This window comes from Ornithinimicrobium sp. F0845 (genome assembly GCF_023015765.1).
Lineage (GTDB): Bacteria > Actinomycetota > Actinomycetes > Actinomycetales > Dermatophilaceae > Ornithinicoccus.
The window spans coordinates 523,759-539,260 of sequence record NZ_JALKAL010000001.1; the positions used below are offsets into that span (position 1 = coordinate 523,759).

Annotated in this window: 15 protein-coding genes; 7 read left to right on the forward strand and 8 right to left on the reverse strand. The window is 69.7% G+C overall.

Annotated features, from left to right (window positions below; genetic code table 11):
• The first annotated feature begins 4 nt into the window (after positions 1-4).
• Both glmM and MWU75_RS02435 read left to right on the forward strand, forming a co-directional pair.
• Positions 5-1,354 (forward strand): phosphoglucosamine mutase, encoded by a 1,350-nt coding sequence (gene glmM / locus MWU75_RS02430; protein WP_247087959.1) that lies wholly within the window; start codon positions 5-7, stop codon positions 1,352-1,354.
• Between the two features lie 3 nt (positions 1,355-1,357).
• Entirely contained in the window at positions 1,358-3,325 is a 1,968-nt protein-coding gene (locus MWU75_RS02435) for a cell wall-binding repeat-containing protein (protein WP_247087960.1), read from the forward strand.
• Positions 3,326-3,405: 80 nt separating this feature from the next.
• Here MWU75_RS02435 and MWU75_RS02440 read toward each other — a convergent pair whose 3' ends face one another.
• Together MWU75_RS02440 and MWU75_RS02445 are read right to left on the reverse strand one after the other, a co-directional pair.
• Positions 3,406-3,912 carry a carbonic anhydrase gene (locus MWU75_RS02440; RefSeq protein ID WP_247087961.1) on the reverse strand — a complete coding sequence of 169 codons (507 nt, stop codon included), beginning with the start codon at positions 3,910-3,912 and terminating at the stop codon, positions 3,406-3,408.
• The gene (locus tag MWU75_RS02445) at positions 3,912-5,645 is read right to left on the reverse strand and encodes a fumarate hydratase (RefSeq protein WP_247087962.1); all 1,734 of its coding nucleotides are present in this window, start codon (positions 5,643-5,645) and stop codon (positions 3,912-3,914) included. Before MWU75_RS02445 ends, MWU75_RS02440 begins: the two co-directional genes overlap by 1 nt.
• A gap of 206 nt (positions 5,646-5,851) precedes the next feature.
• On the opposite strand from MWU75_RS02445, the gene MWU75_RS02450 reads away from it, so the two are divergent.
• The 4 genes from MWU75_RS02450 to ugpC are packed head-to-tail and all read left to right on the forward strand — an operon-like array spanning position 5,852 to position 10,206.
• Entirely contained in the window at positions 5,852-7,129 is a 1,278-nt protein-coding gene (locus MWU75_RS02450; protein WP_247087963.1) for an extracellular solute-binding protein, read from the forward strand.
• On the forward strand, positions 7,126-8,076 hold the full coding sequence (locus tag MWU75_RS02455) for a sugar ABC transporter permease (protein ID WP_247087964.1): 951 nt from the start codon (positions 7,126-7,128) through the stop codon (positions 8,074-8,076). The genes MWU75_RS02450 and MWU75_RS02455 overlap by 4 nt, the downstream gene beginning before the upstream one ends.
• A 12-nt stretch (positions 8,077-8,088) precedes the next feature.
• On the forward strand, positions 8,089-8,925 hold the full coding sequence (locus MWU75_RS02460) for a carbohydrate ABC transporter permease (protein ID WP_247087965.1): 837 nt from the start codon (positions 8,089-8,091) through the stop codon (positions 8,923-8,925).
• 27 nt (positions 8,926-8,952) lie between these two features.
• Positions 8,953-10,206 (forward strand): sn-glycerol-3-phosphate ABC transporter ATP-binding protein UgpC, encoded by a 1,254-nt coding sequence (ugpC, locus tag MWU75_RS02465; RefSeq protein ID WP_247087966.1) that lies wholly within the window; start codon positions 8,953-8,955, stop codon positions 10,204-10,206.
• A 1-nt stretch (position 10,207) separates the two neighbouring features.
• Here the strand turns inward: ugpC and MWU75_RS02470 are convergent, their stop codons facing one another.
• Positions 10,208-11,140 carry a carbohydrate kinase gene (locus MWU75_RS02470; protein WP_247087967.1) on the reverse strand — a complete coding sequence of 311 codons (933 nt, stop codon included), beginning with the start codon at positions 11,138-11,140 and terminating at the stop codon, positions 10,208-10,210.
• Positions 11,141-11,144: 4 nt separating this feature from the next.
• Positions 11,145-12,170 carry a class II fructose-bisphosphatase gene (gene glpX / locus MWU75_RS02475; RefSeq protein ID WP_247087968.1) on the reverse strand — a complete coding sequence of 342 codons (1,026 nt, stop codon included), beginning with the start codon at positions 12,168-12,170 and terminating at the stop codon, positions 11,145-11,147.
• A gap of 73 nt (positions 12,171-12,243) precedes the next feature.
• On the opposite strand from glpX, the gene MWU75_RS02480 reads away from it, so the two are divergent.
• The gene (locus MWU75_RS02480; protein ID WP_247087969.1) at positions 12,244-12,834 is read left to right on the forward strand and encodes a DUF4245 domain-containing protein; all 591 of its coding nucleotides are present in this window, start codon (positions 12,244-12,246) and stop codon (positions 12,832-12,834) included.
• A gap of 94 nt (positions 12,835-12,928) precedes the next feature.
• Here the strand turns inward: MWU75_RS02480 and MWU75_RS02485 are convergent, their stop codons facing one another.
• From MWU75_RS02485 to xseA, 4 genes are read right to left on the reverse strand one after another with little or no spacing between them, the layout of a single operon-like run.
• Complete coding sequence (locus MWU75_RS02485; protein ID WP_247087970.1) at positions 12,929-13,456, reverse strand: GNAT family protein; 528 nt, start codon at positions 13,454-13,456, stop codon at positions 12,929-12,931.
• A gap of 25 nt (positions 13,457-13,481) precedes the next feature.
• Positions 13,482-13,748, reverse strand: a complete 267-nt coding sequence (locus MWU75_RS02490) for an exodeoxyribonuclease VII small subunit (RefSeq protein WP_247087971.1) — start codon at positions 13,746-13,748, stop codon at positions 13,482-13,484.
• Positions 13,749-13,757: 9 nt separating this feature from the next.
• Entirely contained in the window at positions 13,758-14,198 is a 441-nt protein-coding gene (locus MWU75_RS02495) for an ankyrin repeat domain-containing protein (protein WP_247087972.1), read from the reverse strand.
• Positions 14,195-15,484 carry an exodeoxyribonuclease VII large subunit gene (gene xseA / locus MWU75_RS02500; protein WP_247087973.1) on the reverse strand — a complete coding sequence of 430 codons (1,290 nt, stop codon included), beginning with the start codon at positions 15,482-15,484 and terminating at the stop codon, positions 14,195-14,197. The genes MWU75_RS02495 and xseA overlap by 4 nt, the downstream gene beginning before the upstream one ends.
• Between the last annotated feature and the right edge of the window lie 18 nt (positions 15,485-15,502).

Consider the following 15,502-nt stretch of genomic DNA (forward strand, 5'->3'; position numbering starts at 1 on the left):
GGACGTGGCGCGACTTTTCGGCACCGATGGAGTGCGCGGACTGGCGAACAAGGACGTGACCGCCGAGCTGGCACTGCAGCTGTCGGTCGCGGTGGCCCACGAGCTCGGCTCCAGCGGCACCAGCTACGGCGGTCGTCGCGCGGCGGCGGTCGTCGGCCGTGACCCCCGGGCGTCCGGTGAGTTCCTGAGTGCGGCGGTCATGGCGGGCTTCGCCTCCGCCGGTGTCGACGTGCTCGACGCGGGCGTCCTCCCGACGCCGGCCATCGCCTACCTCACCGCTCGGATGAACGCCGAGATGGGGGCGGTCCTGTCCGCCTCGCACAACGCCATGCCGGACAACGGCATCAAGTTCTTCGCCGAGGGTGGCCACAAGCTGGCCGACGCCATCGAGGACGCCATCACCGAGCGCCTCAACAACGACTGGGAGCGACCGACGGGCGTGGGCGTCGGGCGGATCCGACCGTTCCCGCAGGGGGCCGACTTCTACATGGAGCACCTGCTGGACTCGGTGCCCGGCCGGCTGGACGGACTGCACGTGGTCATCGACGCGGCGCACGGTGCCGCCAGCCACGTGGGGCCGGAGGTCTTCCGCCGGGCCGGGGCGACGGTCGACACGATCGGGGGCGACCCGGACGGGCTCAACATCAACGACGGCTACGGCTCGACCCACATGGGGCTGCTCCAGCAGGCGGTCGTGGACCGCGGCGCGGACCTCGGATTCGCCTTCGACGGCGACGCGGACCGCTGCCTGGCGGTCGACGCCGACGGCAACAGCATCGACGGTGACCAGATCATGGCGGTGCTGGCCGTCGACATGAGGGAGCGCGGCACCCTAGCCAACAACACCCTGGTCGCCACCGTGATGAGCAACCTGGGGCTGCTGCAGGCGATGGACCGCGAGGGCATCGAGGTCGTGCAGACGGCCGTCGGGGACCGCTACGTCCTGGAGGCCATGCGCGCGCAGGGTCACACCCTGGGCGGTGAGCAGTCCGGTCACGTCATCATGCTGGACCACGGCACGACGGGCGACGGCGTGCTGACCGCGCTGGCGATCGCCCGCCGGGTCCGCGCAGCCGGTCGTCCACTCTCGGAGCTGGCCGCTGTGATGACCCGCCTCCCGCAGGTGCTGGTCAACGTCAAGGGCGTCGACAAGAGCAAGGTCGACGGCGACGAGGTCGTCCAGGCCGACGTCGCGGCGGTGTCCGCGGAGCTCGACGGCTCCGGCCGGGTGCTGCTGCGCAAGTCCGGCACGGAGCCGCTGGTCCGGGTGATGGTCGAGGCCGACACCGCGGAGCGGGCTCAGCAGTATGCCGATCGGCTGGCTGCCGTCGTCCAGTCGCGTCTGGCGCTCTGACGCGTGAGCAACTCCCTCGTCCTGGAGCGGCTACTGCCCTCCGCCGTCCGGCCCCGCGCACTCCGGGGGTGGGTCTCCTGGCTGACCGCGCTCCTGGCCGCGGTCGCCGTGCTGGCCGGTGGCGCCCAGGGGGCAACCGCCGCCCTGGACGGCACCGAGGACGACCTCGGGGCGCGCTCGCTCAAGGAGGACTCGTGGAGCGACCCGGCCCTGGAGCCCGAGGACATCACGCGGTTCGGGCCGGTCCATCCGATGACCCCGCCGATGGACGAGCTCCATCGTGACCCGAGCTACTACGACGACGGGTGCCATGTGGGTCGCGCGGGCACCACGGTGCGCCCCGGGTGCACCTACGGCGTGACCGACAGCGAGATCACGGTGGCGGTGCTCGGCAGTTCCAAGATCGGCCAGCTCTTTCCCGCGCTGGAGGAGATCGCCCTGCGCGAGGGCTGGTCCCTGAGGATGTACACCAAGCAGGCCTGTGCCTTCGTGAAGGATGCTCCGCCCGCCCCGGGCTACCCCGAGTGCGACCTCTACAACGACGCGGTGCGCACGCACCTGGAGGCCGACCCGCCGGACCTGGTCCTGACCAGCGGCATGCGCACTGACGTGGCCCAGGGCTACCTGAGCGCCTGGAGGTTCCTGGAGGACCTCGGGGTCGAGCAGATCGTGGCGCTGTGGGACACCCCGGTGCCCGACGGCAACCCCAACACCTGCATCGCCGACGCCCTCCAGAACGACGGCGACCTCACGGAGTGCGCCATGCCGCTGGAGGACCGCCGTAGCGGCAACCCGTCGCTGCGGATGGCCGCGTCGTGGGTGGACTCGGCGACCTTCGTCAACCTGCGCGACTGGGTGTGTCCGGTGTCGGAGCTCAGCCCCCAGTGCCCGGCCGTGGTCGGTCGCGCCCAGATCTATGCCTCGGGCTCGCACATGTCTCAGGGCTACGCGCCCACCCTCACCGATCCGATCCACCAGCGGTTGTACGAGGCCGGCATGGCGCAGTACCGCCCGTCGGTCGACCGCGTGTCCGGTTCGGACCGCTACGAGACGGCCGCCCTCCTCTCCCGGGACGTGGAGCCGGGGGGCCGGGTGTTCGTGGTCAGCGGACACGACTATCCCGACGCGCTCGCGGCCGCGGCCAAGGCCGGGCACACCGGTGGTGCCGTGCTGCTCACACAGCCCACCGCCCTGCCCATCGCCACCCGGGAGGCCCTGATCCGGCTGGAGCCCTCAGAGATCATCGTGGCCGGCGGGCCCAACGCGGTCAGCGAAGGCGTCCTGGACCAGCTCCGCACCCTGGGGCCGCACGTCCAGCGGGTCGCGGGGACGGACCGTTACCAGACGGCCGCGGAGATCTCCCGGCTGGCGCCGGTGACCTCGGGCGGTGTCGTCTACGTCGCGACGGGCGCGGGCTTCGCGGACGCCCTCGCCGCAGCGGCCCAGGCCGGACAGCGGGACGCTCCGATCCTGCTGGTGCGACCAGACTCGATCCCGGTGTTCACCACGGATGCCCTGGAGGAGCTGAGTCCCCGCACGATCATCGTGGCCGGGGGACCGGGCGCTGTCTCCGACGACGTGGTCGCCGGGCTGGAGTACTTTGCCTGGGACGAGGTCGTGCGCCGTGGCGGCGCAGACCGCTACGAGACCGCGGCCGCGTTGGCCGAGGACACGGCGCCGGGGACGGTGCTGCACGTCGGGGTCGGGAGCAACTTCGCCGACTCCCTGGCCGCAGCGCCCCTCTCCGCGGCGGCGGAGGGTGCCGTGCTCCTGGTCCCCTCCGACCGCGTGCCCGGCACCACGGCCCAGGCGATCGAGACGCTCGCCCCCGCGAGCATCGTCCTCACCGGTGGCACGTCCGCGGTGAGCGAGGAGACCAAGCGAGCGCTCATCAGGCTCGTCCCCCCGGCTGAGCCGCCGCCCACCGTGCCGATGAGGTCAGCCCTCTCGCTCGGCCACACACTCCGCTGACCCGAACGCGCTCACGGCGTGCACATCAGCCCGACGCTGACCTCGTTCGGCCTCGAGGTGCGCCCGGTCGGAGCAGGGAGTCAGACCAGGTGCTCGAGCAGGCCGGTGTCCACGTTGTAGAGGAAGCCGCCGACCTTGGCGCGTGCGCCGATGAGCGGGTGGCTGGTCACGCGGTGGACGTCCTCCACGAGGGCGGCGCGCTGGTCGGGGACCACGTGGAAGTGCTGCCACCAGGCGTCCATCCCGGAGAGCTCGGTGATCTTGTCGCGGAACTCGTTCTCGGACATCTTGGACATGGCGCACCGGGTGTGCGGGACGATCATGATCCGCTCGACGTTGAGCAGGTGCACCCCCAGCACGAGAGCCTCCAGCGCGGCGTCGGTGACCCGGCCGCCGGGGTTGCGGAAGATCTTGGCGTCGCCGTGCGTCAGACCCACCATCGCCAGCGGCTCGATGCGTGAGTCCATGCAGGTGACGATGGCCACACCCGCTCGGGCGATGCCGTCGAAACCGCCGAGCCCGAAGGCCTGACCGTAGGCCTGGTTGTGCTCCAGCAGGTCCGCGAAGTCGTCCGGGGAGGGGCCCATCACTGCCTCGCCCCCTGCAGACCCGGCCGCAGCGGGATCGACATCGCCAGCGGTTTGCTCACCGCAGCGAAGAAGTCGTTGCCCTTGTCGTCGACCACGATGAAGGCCGGGAAGTCCTCGACCTCGATCTTCCACACGGCTTCCATGCCCAGCTCCTCGTACTCGATGACTTCGACGGACTTGATGCAGTCCTGCGCCAGGCGGGCGGCCGGGCCACCGATGGACCCGAGGTAGAACCCGCCGTGCGTGGCGCAGGAGTCGGTGACCTGCTGGCTCCGGTTGCCCTTGGCGAGCATCACCTTGGACCCGCCGGCGGCCTGGAACTGCTCAACATAGCTGTCCATCCGGCCGGCGGTCGTGGGCCCGAACGAACCCGACGGCATACCCTCCGGCGTCTTCGCCGGCCCGGCGTAGTAGACGGGGTGGTTGCGCAGGTAGTCCGGCATCTCCTCGCCCGCGTCGAGCCGCTCCTTGATCTTGGCGTGCACGAGGTCGCGGGCGACGACGAGGGGCCCGTTGAGCGACACCCGGGTCTTCACGGGGTGCCTGCTCAGCTCGGCCAGGATCGCCTCCATCGGCTGGTTGAGGTCGATCGGGATGGACGACTGCTTGCCGGTGCCCGAGACACCGTGGGTCTCGGCATCGAGCTCGGCGTCCACCTCCTCGGGCAGGAAACGGGCCGGGTCGGTCTCCAGCTGCTCGATGAAGATGCCCTCGGGGGTGATCTTGCCCAGCGCCTGGCGGTCCGCGGAGCAGGACACCGCGATGGCGACCGGCAGGCTGGCCCCGTGCCGGGGGAGCCGGATGACGCGCACGTCGTGGCAGAAGTACTTGCCGCCGAACTGGGCGCCGATGCCGAAGTTGCGGGTCAGTTCGTGGATCTGCTCCTCCAGCTCAGGATCTCGTATGCCGTGCGCCGCCAGTGATCCTTCGGTCGGCAGCCCGTCCAGGTAGCGGGCCGAGGCGTACTTGGCGGCCTTCAGGGTGAACTCGGCGGAGGTGCCACCCAGGACGACCGCCAGGTGGTAGGGCGGACAGGCGGCGGTGCCCAGGCTCCGCAGCTTCTCGTCGAGGAACTCCATCAGGCGCTCCGGGTTCAACAACGCCTTGGTCTCCTGGTAGAGGAAGGTCTTGTTGGCCGAGCCGCCGCCCTTGGCCATGAAGAGGAACTTGTAGGACAGCTCGTGACCGGGGGTCGTGTCGGCGTAGAGCTCGATCTGCGCGGGCAGGTTGGAGCCGGTGTTCTTCTCCTCCCAGGTGGTGATCGGGGCCATCTGCGAGTAGCGCAGGTTCAGCGTCGTGTACGCGTCGAAGACCCCGCGCGAGATCGCCTCCTCGTCGGAGACCGGCCCGTCCGGGCCCGGAGCGGTCAGCACCCGCTGGCCGCGCTTGCCCATCACGATGGCGGTGCCGGTGTCCTGGCACATCGGCAGGATCCCCCCGGCCGCGATGTTGGCGTTCTTGAGCAGGTCCAGCGCCACGAACTTGTCGTTGTTGCTCGCCTCGGGGTCGTCCAGGATGTTCCGCAGCTGCTGCAGGTGCCCGGGACGCAGGTAGTGGGCGATGTCGTGCATCGCGGTGTCGGTCAGCAGGCGCAGCGCCTCCGGGTCGACCTCCAGGAACTGTCGTCCGCCGGGGCCCTCCACGACGCGGACCCCGTCGGTGGTCAGCAGACGGTATGCCGTCTGGTCGGGGGAGGTGGGTAGGAGGTCGGAGTAGCGGAACTCGGGCATGGCTGAAGCCTAAACCGTGCAGACACAGCGTCCGCGGGGTGGCGCAGGTCACACATTCCGTGTTCTATGGGAGCGGTACACGGTGTACTCCGGGTCACATCCGGGTGAACGAACGTGGTTGCCCGACACGGACGGTCACCTGGGGCGACCCGGACCACGAGCTGACGAAGGAGCCAGATGTGAGCAGACACAGATCACCCTCCAGGGTGGCCGTGGCACTCTGCGCCGCGACGGTGCTGGTCGGACTGACGGCCTGCGGCGGCGGCGAGGACAGCACGCACCTGACCTGGTACATCAACCCCGACGGTGGTGGATCGAACCCGGAGGGTGGAGGCCAGGCCCAGATCGCCGCCCAGTGCACGGAGCAGGCGGGCGGCGCCTATTCCATCGAGGTCCAGCTGTTGCCCAACAGTGCGAGCGACCAGCGCCAGCAGCTGCTCCGCAGACTGGCCGGCAGTGACGCGAGCGTCGACCTGATGAGCCTGGACCCGCCGTTCATCCCGGAGTTCGCCCAGGCCGGCTTCCTGGCACCGGTGCCGGAGGACATGGTCGAGACCTTCACCGAGGACCGGGTCGAGTCATCGGTCACCGCCTCGACGTGGAACGAGGAACTGGTGGCCGTCCCGTTCTGGGCGAACACCCAGCTGCTCTGGTATCGCAAGAGTGTGGCGGAGGCGGCCGGTCTGGATGTCGAGGGCGGCAACGTGACCTGGCAGCAGCTCGTCGAGGCGGCGGAGGCGCAGGACGTGACGATCGGCGTCCAGGCCAACAGGTACGAGGGATACACCGTGTGGATCAACGCCCTGATCGCCGGAGCCGGCGGAGAGATCCTGGTCAACCCCGGCCCGGACCTGGATGACATCGAGCTGGGCCTGGACAGCGAGGCCGGTCGGGCGGCGGCGGACATCGTCCGTTCGGTCGCTGACGCCGGGGTCGGCGGTCCGTCGATGGGCACCGCCGACGAGACGGTGGCCCTGAACCTCTTCCAGGACCCCGACACCAGCGGGTTCCTGGTGAACTGGCCCTACGTGTGGGCCGCCTTCCCCGCCAACGGTGTCGAGTTCATCGACGACATCGGCTGGGCGATGTATCCAGCGACCAGCGACGAGGGCGACCCCGCGCCACCCTACGGCGGCATCTCCATCGGGGTCGGTGCCTTCACCGAGGACCCCGACCTGGCCTACCAAGCCGCTGAGTGCATCACCAACCACGAGCACCAGGTGCTCTACATGACCGGCACCGGCAACCCGGCCTCGCGTGCCGCTGTGTTCGACGAGGCCGAGGTCGTCGAGCAGTTCCCGATGGCCGACGTGATCCGCGACTCGCTCGAGCAGGCCGTGCCGCGACCGCAGACCCAGTTCTACGGCGACCTGTCGACCGCCATCCAACGTGTGTGGAGCCCACCGGACGGCGTGACCGAGGACACGCCCGCCGAGTCCGCCACACTGATCATGCAGGTTCTGAGGGGAGAGGCATTGCTGTGAGCACCGTCACCGACACACCCCAGACACGCAGGCGGGACCAGCACCGACCCAAGCTCTCGGACCGTGCCCGGGCCGAGCGCAAGCTCGGGTGGAAGCTCGCCGGTCCGGCTTTCGTCATCATGCTGGCGGTCACCGCCTACCCCATCCTCCAGGCGGTCTGGCTGTCGTTCTTCCGCTACCGGTTGACCGACCCGGACGCTCGCGAGTTCATCTTCCTGAGCAACTACTCGGTGATCTTCACCGACTCGCTCTTCTACCAGGCGCTGTGGAACACCGTGTTCATCACGGTGGTGACCGTGGCCGTCGAGCTGGTGCTGGGCTTCGCGATCGCCATGCTGATGCACCGGATCGTGCTGCCCCGCAGGACCCTGCGCACGATCGTGCTCATCCCCTACTCCATCATCACGGTGGTCTCCGCGTTCGCGTGGCTCTACAGCTTCCGGACCGACACGGGCTACGTCAACGGCTGGTTGAACACCCTGACCTTCGGCGCGTGGGACGCGACGTTCGACTGGTTCGGCAGCTGGCTGCCGGCCATGGGCGTGATCATGATCTCGGAGATCTGGAAGACCACGCCCTTCATGTCGCTGCTGCTGCTGGCCGGCCTCGCCCAGATCGACAGCGCGATGGAGGAGGCTGCCAAGGTGGACGGCGCCACGTTCTGGCAGCGGCTGTTCCGGGTGATCCTGCCCAACATGAAGGCGGCCATCATGGTGGCGGTCCTGTTCCGCACCCTGGACGCCTTCCGCATCTTCGACAACGTCTTCGTCATGACACGAGGAGCCAACAACACAGAGACACTGTCCACGCTGGCCTATAAACAGACCATCGACCGGGTCGAGATAGGGATGGGGTCGGCGTTGTCCGTGGTCCTCTTCCTGCTCGTCTTCGCGATCGCCCTGATCTTCATCAGAGGCTTCAAGGTCGACCTGGCCGGATCGAAGTAGAAGGAGGCTGACATGGACGCCACACCGAAGCAGAAGTGGAGCTTGGCCGCTGTCTCGATCCCGGTCATGCTCTGGACCCTCATCCCGCTGTTCTGGATCTTCTCCCTCGCGGTGAAGCCGCAGTCGATCCAGGCGGACAACAAGTACTTCCCCCGCGAGTTCTCCTGGGAGAACTTCCAGCTCATCACGACGGGGACCGCCAGCAACCTGTTCAACCCGGCGCTGGTGAACTCCATCGTGGTCTGCCTGATCGCCACCGTGATCAGCGTCGTGCTCGCCACGTTCTGCGCCTACGCCATCGCCCGGCTGAACTTCCCGGGCAAGAAGCTGATCCTGCTGGTCTCCCTGGCGGTGTCGTTCTTCCCCGTGATCTCGCTGGTCACGCCACTGTTCGACCTGTGGCGCAACATCGGGCTGTTCGACACCATCCCCGGCCTGGTCATCCCCTACCTGTCACTCACCCTGCCCCTGTCGATCTGGGTGCTGTCCGCCTTCTTCCAGCAGATCCCGTGGGAGATGGAGCAGGCCGCGCAGGTCGACGGAGCCACCAGCTGGCAGGCGTTCCGCAGGGTGATCGTGCCGCTGGCGGCCCCCGGGGTCTTCACCACCGCGCTGATCACCTTCTTCACCGCGTGGAACGACTTCGTCTTCGCGATCTCGTTGACCTCGGAGAACGCCCGCACCGTCCCGGCGGCGCTGGCCTTCTTCACCGGTGCCAGCCAGTTCGAGCAACCCACCGGAGCCATCTCCGCGGCTGCTGTCATCGTCACCATCCCCGTCGTGATCCTGGTCCTCATCTTCCAGAAGCGCATCGTGGCCGGGCTGACCTCCGGCGCCGTCAAGGGCTGAGGCCCGCTCAACCCAAGGAGAACCTCAATGGCACAGATTCAGCTCAACGAGATCGGCAAGACCTACGCCGACGGCTACGAGGCGGTCAAGGCGGTCAGCATGGACATCGCGGACGGCGAGTTCATGATCCTGGTCGGCCCCTCGGGCTGCGGCAAGTCCACCCTGCTGCGGATGGTCGTCGGGCTGGAGGACATCACCTCCGGCGACCTGTCGATCGACGGCAAGCGGGTCAACGAGCTCGCGCCCCGCGACCGCAACCTGTCGATGGTCTTCCAGAACTACGCGCTCTACCCGCACCTGACCGTCTACGAGAACATCGCGTTCCCGCTGCGCCTGACCAAGGGCGCGATCAGTGATGACGAGATCAAGCGGCGAGTCTCCGAGGCGGCCGACCTGCTCGAGCTCAACGACCACCTCGAGCGCAAGCCGGCCAACCTCTCAGGTGGCCAGCGCCAGCGGGTCGCGATGGGCCGGGCCATCGTGCGGGACGCGGACGCGTTCCTGTTCGACGAGCCGCTGTCCAACCTGGACGCCAAGCTGCGCGGTCAGATGCGCACGGAGATCGCCAGGATGCAGCGGCGCCTGGGCGTCACCACCATCTACGTGACGCACGACCAGACCGAGGCGATGACGCTGGGCGACCGGGTCACCGTGCTCAAGAAGGGTGTCGTGCAGCAGATCGCCTCACCGCGCGAGCTCTACGAGCAGCCGGTCAACCTCTTCGTGGCCGGGTTCATCGGCTCCCCACCGATGAACTTCCTGCCCGCGCGGGTGCAGGGCAACAGCCTGCAGCTGCCGTTCTGCGAGGTCAGCTTCGGCGAGGAGTTCGCCGGCAAGGTCGCCGGCAAGGAGCTGGTGATCGTCGGCCTGCGGCCGGAGTTCGTCAAGGACTCCGCGATCCAGGAGCCCACGGCCAACGCGATCCACTTCGAGGCGGACGTGGACGTCACCGAGTGGCTGGGCAACGAGCTCTACGCCTACGTGCCGTTCGAGGCGGACGCCTCGGTGCAGGCAAAGCTCGACGAGCTGGACCGTGACCTCGACGGCGAGGGCATGCGCACCCAGATGGTGGTCAACCTCGAGTCGCGCTCCCGCGTCCGGGAGGGTGAGCGGGCGAAGTTCTTCTTCGACCCGATGCTGATGCACGTCTTCGACCCGGAGACCGGGGAGAACCTCACCCGCGACGAGGACGCGGCGCAGCGGATCGCGAGCGAGAGCGAGGAGGACCGCAAGCGCGCCCTCGAGCGCGCCAAGCGGCAGGAGGCCGAGGCCAGCGCCTGACTCAGGCAGACAGGTCGGAGCGGGTCGGTGCTGCGGCACCGGCCCGCTCGATCGTCCAGTGGGCACAGGCCGCCGCGCGCTCCACGGCAGGCAGTATGTCGCGCAGCCCGGCGGTCCGCAGGCGCCCCCGGGCACCAGGGTCGCCCAGGTAGCCGGCGTCGAGCAGCCCGGAGAGCAACCCGGCCATGAAGGAGTCACCGGCGCCGACCGTGTCGACGACCTGGGCTGGTGCCGCGGTCAGGAGATGCTGGTCGCCCGTCGCGGGCAGGTGCAGCAGGGCCCCCTCCGAGCCCCTGGTGACGACCACGACCGCGGGACCCAGCCGGCCCCAGAGGTGGGCGACCTGCTCGACCGTCGCCCCGGCATACAGCCACCCGATGTCCTCGTCGCTGGCCTTGACCGCGTCGGCCCGGCCGATGAGCTCCTCGACGCGGGCGCGGACGTCGTGTGGCTCGCCCATGATGCTGGGCCGCAGGTTGGGGTCGTAGCTCACGGTGGTCGCTGCCCGTGCCCTCTGCAGCGTCTCCAGGACGCGGCTGGCCCCGGGCTCCAGGGTGGCCGCGATGGATCCCGTGTGCACGTGAGCGGTCCCCGCGAGGTCCACGGCTGGGATGTCCCAGGCGAGATCGAAGTCGTAGGTCGCGCCGCCCTCGGCGTCCAGGCGCGCGGTGGCGGTGGACGTGCGCGGCGCCACCGCCCCCGGGACGAGCCGGAGACCGGCGGCGGTGAGGTGCTCGGCGACGCGGGTGCCCCGGGCGTCGGGCCCGAGGTGGGTGAGGAAGTCGACCGGGTGCCCCAGACGGGCCAGACCCATGGCGACATTGGCAGGGGACCCCCCGACATACTCCCGCTGACCCTCGGCGCCGCCGACGATGTCGATGAGCGCCTCACCGATGACGAGGGTGCGCCCGGCGCGCCCAGTTGTGGGTGGCATGGGCTCAGCCTGACGCCCCGCGCCCGACGAGGTTGGCCACCTTGTCGAGCCGGTGGTGTGCCTGGACCTCGCGGATGGTGCCGGACTTGGAACGCATCACCAGGGACTGGGTGACCGCCGACCCCGCGCCGGCGTAGCGGACGCCGCGCAACAGCTCACCGTTGGTGATGCCGGTCGCCACGAAGAAGCAGTTGTCGCCGGTGACCAGGTCGTCGGTGGCCAGGACCGCGTCCAGGTCGTGACCGGCGTCGAGAGCACGTTGTCGCTCGTCGTCGTCCTTGGGCCAGAGCTTGCCCTGGATCACCCCGCCGATGGCCTTGACGGCGCAGGCCGTGATGATGCCCTCTGGGGTGCCGCCGATGCCCAGCAGCATGTCGATGCCGGAGGTCTCGCGGGCGGCCGCGATGCCGCCGGCGACGTCGCCGTCGGTGATGAACTTCAGCCGCGCGCCGGCCTCCCGCACCTCCTGCGCGAGCTGGTCGTGGCGGGGGCGGTCGAGCATCACGACGGTGACGTCCTCGACGCCGCGCTTCTTGGCCTTGGCGACCCTCCGGACGTTCTCCTTGACCGGCAGCCGGATGTCCACCACGTCGCCGGCCTCGGGACCGACCACCAGCTTGTCCATGTAGAACACTGCGCTCGGGTCATACATCGTCCCCTTCTCCGAGACCGCCATAACCGCGATGGCGTTGTCCATGCCCTTGGCGGTCAGCGTCGTCCCGTCGATCGGGTCCACGGCGACGTCGACCTTGGGCCCGGTCCCGTCGCCGACCCTCTCGCCGTTGAACAGCATCGGGGCCTCGTCCTTCTCGCCCTCGCCGATGACGACGATGCCGTCCATCGCGACCCCCGAGATGACCTTGCGCATCGCCGCGACGGCCGCGCCGTCGGCGCGGTTCTTGTCACCCATGCCCACCCAGCGCGCGGCAGCCAGGGCCGCGGCCTCGGTCACGCGCACGAGCTCCAGCGCCAGGTTGCGGTCCGGGAGCACGGACTGGTGAGAAGTGCTGCGGGCGTCCTCGGTGGGCATGGTGGCTCCTTGGGGGCAGGCGTCATTGCTGGCTCGACACTACCCGTCCGGCACGAGATGGGACCATAGGAGCATGAGCAGCCCGACCGAGACCCAGCCGACACCTCCCCAGCAGGAGAACAAGGCTGTCAACCGGCTGCGCAACTACTCGGTCAAGAACATGATCTACTCCCTGCTCGCCGTCTTCGCCCTGGCCTTCGCCTGGTGGGCGCTGATGCCCAACCCGGACAAGCTGGAGCGTCGGCCGGTCGAGGTGGCGCCGGTGGCGACCTACGCGGCCACCGAGTCCGAGTTCCCGGTGTGGACCCCCGAGGACCTAGGGGAGGAGTGGACGGCCAACTTCGCCACTCTCGAGACCTACGCCGGGGCGCTCTCCTGGCGCGTCGGGCTGGTCACGCCCGGCGAGGAGTATGTCGAGATCTCCCAGTCAGCCGACGCCACCGACGAGTGGATGGGGGTTCTGACCGAGAAGGCCGGCGAGCAGGTCGGCACCCGGACGATCACCGGCCCCGACGGAGTGCAGGAGTGGGATGCCTACGAGGGGGAGGAGCGTGCCGTCGTGCTCGAGCCGGCCGAGGGGCGCGAGGCCACGACGGTGGTGCGCGGGACGGCCGACTGGGACGAGATCGAGGAGTTCATCGGCCTGCTCGAAGTCGCCGGCTAACAATTTTTGGGGAGGTTCTGTAGGCGCCCCACGCATTCTTGGGGAGGTTTTGTACGCGCCCCTCACCCAGTTTCGTTCAGGCTCGCGGCCTCGCTCAGAGGTCGAGCGGCAGCCGAGGGGTCTCCGGCCACGGGTCCGTGGCCAGGCGGGCGTAGGTGTGCACGTCGATCCGGACGCCGTCGACCAGGAACTTCTCCCGCTCGATGCCCTCGTGGATGAAGCCCGCGGCACGGGCCACACCACCGGAGGCGGGGTTGTTCGCGCGGTGTCCCAGCTCGAGACGGTGCAGGAACATGTCGGTCAGGGCATGGTCGGCCAGCGTCACGGCGGCCCGTGACATCCATCCCTTGCCGCGGTGCTCGCGGTGCATCCAGTACCAGAACCAGCCGGTCTCGTTCTCCTGGTCGATCGAGCTGACGACGACCGCTCCGATCATCTGACCGCCGAGGTCGATGGCCAGGGCCAGCCGCTCACCGCGGCCCCCCATAAAGCTGACCCAGTTCTCCGCCTCCTCAAGGGTGCGGATGGTGCCCTGACGGCGCATGTCGTCGTCGTCGAAGGCGTCCAGGACCGCCGGGGCGTCACGCTCCTCGATGATGCGCAGCCGGGGGAGGTCTGCCACGACCTGCAACCTGCGTGACCGCGCGTCAGGCATCGTCACTGTCGTCCGTGCCGTCGTCCTCCGCGTCGCGCCCGGTGCCTGCGGCGCCGCGGTCGAGCTGCTCCTGCGCCTGGTCGAGCTTGTCCTTGCAGTGGGCCGCCAGAGCCTCCCCGCGCTCCCACAGCTCCATGGACTCCTCCAGCGCGGCGCCGCCGCCCTCGATCCGCGCGACGATCGCCACGAGCTCATCGCGGGCCTCCTCATAGCTGAGGTCGGCGACGGGGAGAGGTCCTGCGCTGCGCTCGGTGCTCATGGACCGACTCTAACCGCGCAGCAGGTCGGACCGGCCGAAGAGCTCGGCGGTCGCCCGTGCCGTGGGCTCGCCCACGTCCGGGTCGGCCCCGTGCTCCAGCAGCGCCGCGACGACCGCCGGCTCGCCCTTGAAGACGGCACCGGCCAGCGGCGACTGGCCACGGTCGTTGAGCCGGTCGACGTCGGCCCCGCGGCGGCCCAGCTCGCGCACCAGCTCGGCGTGCCCGTGGTAGGCCGCCAGCATCACCAGGGTGTTGCCCGACGGGTCGGTGAGATCGACCGGTGCCCCCGCCTCCAGATAGGCGGCCAGCTGCTGCGTGCGACCCTCCCGGGCCAGGTCGAACAACTGGTGGGCGAGGTCGACGACAGCCTGGTCGTCGGCTGCGTCTCCAGACAAACCTCCGGCTGTGCCGAGGCTCGGCTCCGTGCTGGACTCGTCGTGCTCGGTCATCGTCCGGTCCTCTCCGGGGTGCGGTCGTCCTCCAGCGTAGGGGCCGCGACCGGCCGGACCCCGAAGTCGCCCCGGGCGACCGTGACCCGCAGGAGCTCGTCGGCCTCCACCTCGGCGATGTCGCGCACGATGGCCCCGTCGCTGTGCCGCACCACGGCATACCCCCGCTCCAGGGTGTGCTGCGGTGAGACGGCCCGCAGGTGGCGGGTCAGCCCGGCGACGCGGTCGGACTCCCGGGAGACCAGCGTGCTCACCCGCTGGCGCCCGCGCTCGAGGGTCGTCTCGATGTCGCGGCGGTAGGTGGTGATGATCGCCTGCCGGTCGGCCATGACTGGCCGGCTCATCGTCGCTTCCAGCCGTCGTCGCTGCTCGGTGATCCGGCGCTGCAGCGCCTGGCGCCCGCGCCCGCGGGTGGCGGCCAGTCCGCTCAGCTCCTCCTGCTGGTCGGGGACGATCCGGCTGGCCGCGTGGGTCGGCGTGGAGGCCCGGTAGTCCGCGACGTAGTCCAGCAGTGGGGTGTCGGTCTCGTGACCGATGGCGCTGACGACCGGGGTGCGCGTCGCGGACACCGCGCGCACCAGCGCCTCGTTGCTGAACGGCAGGAGGTCCTCGAAGGACCCGCCCCCGCGAGCGATGACGATCACCTCGACCTCCGGCATACTGTCCAGCTCGGCCAGAGCCTCGCAGACCCCGGCGACGGTCGAGGGGCCCTGGACCGCCACCTGGCGGATCTCGAACCGGGCGGCCGGCCACCGGCGGCGGACGTTCATGACCACGTCCCGCTCGGCCGCCGTGTTGCGTCCGCACACCAGGCCGATGCGCCGCGGCAGGAACGGCAGCGGCTGCTTGCGGCGCGGCTCGAACAGGCCCTCGGAGCGCAGCAACGACTTGAGGTGCTCCAGCCGGGCTAGCAGCTCACCGACTCCGACGTGGCGGATCTGCCGGGCCTCCAGTTGCAGCGTGCCCCGCTTGGCCCAGAAGGCCGGCTTGGCGTGGATCACGACCCGCGCCCCGGCCTCCGGGGGTGCCGCGAGGGCGTCCAGCGCCGGCACCGGGATGGACACCGACAGCGACATGTCCACGTCCGGGTCGCGCAGGGTGAGGTAGGCGTAGGACATGCCGGCCCGCCGGTTGAGCTGGACGATCTGCCCCTCGACCCACAGCGGTGACATCTTGTCGACGTAGTCGGAGATCTTCATCGACAGGACCCGCACCGGCCACGGCGACTCCGCCGTCGTCTCGCGGGCCGTGGCGGGCACGGAGCGGGGGGCGGGCGGCTGGCTCACGTGGGACACGATAGGCGC

Bases quoted from the DNA above. Each gene is read 5' to 3' on its own strand.
- MWU75_RS02440 (WP_247087961.1), bottom strand. From the start codon at position 3,912: ATGGGCCCCTCCCCGGACGACTTCGCGGACCTGCTGGAGCACAACCAG.
- MWU75_RS02445 (WP_247087962.1), bottom strand. From the start codon at position 5,645: ATGCCCGAGTTCCGCTACTCCGACCTCCTACCCACCTCCCCCGACCAG.
- MWU75_RS02460 (WP_247087965.1), top strand. From the start codon at position 8,089: ATGGACGCCACACCGAAGCAGAAGTGGAGCTTGGCCGCTGTCTCGATC.
- ugpC (WP_247087966.1), top strand. From the start codon at position 8,953: ATGGCACAGATTCAGCTCAACGAGATCGGCAAGACCTACGCCGACGGC.
- MWU75_RS02470 (WP_247087967.1), bottom strand. From the start codon at position 11,140: ATGCCACCCACAACTGGGCGCGCCGGGCGCACCCTCGTCATCGGTGAG.
- glpX (WP_247087968.1), bottom strand. From the start codon at position 12,170: ATGCCCACCGAGGACGCCCGCAGCACTTCTCACCAGTCCGTGCTCCCG.
- MWU75_RS02480 (WP_247087969.1), top strand. From the start codon at position 12,244: ATGAGCAGCCCGACCGAGACCCAGCCGACACCTCCCCAGCAGGAGAAC.
- MWU75_RS02490 (WP_247087971.1), bottom strand. From the start codon at position 13,748: ATGAGCACCGAGCGCAGCGCAGGACCTCTCCCCGTCGCCGACCTCAGC.
- MWU75_RS02495 (WP_247087972.1), bottom strand. From the start codon at position 14,198: ATGACCGAGCACGACGAGTCCAGCACGGAGCCGAGCCTCGGCACAGCC.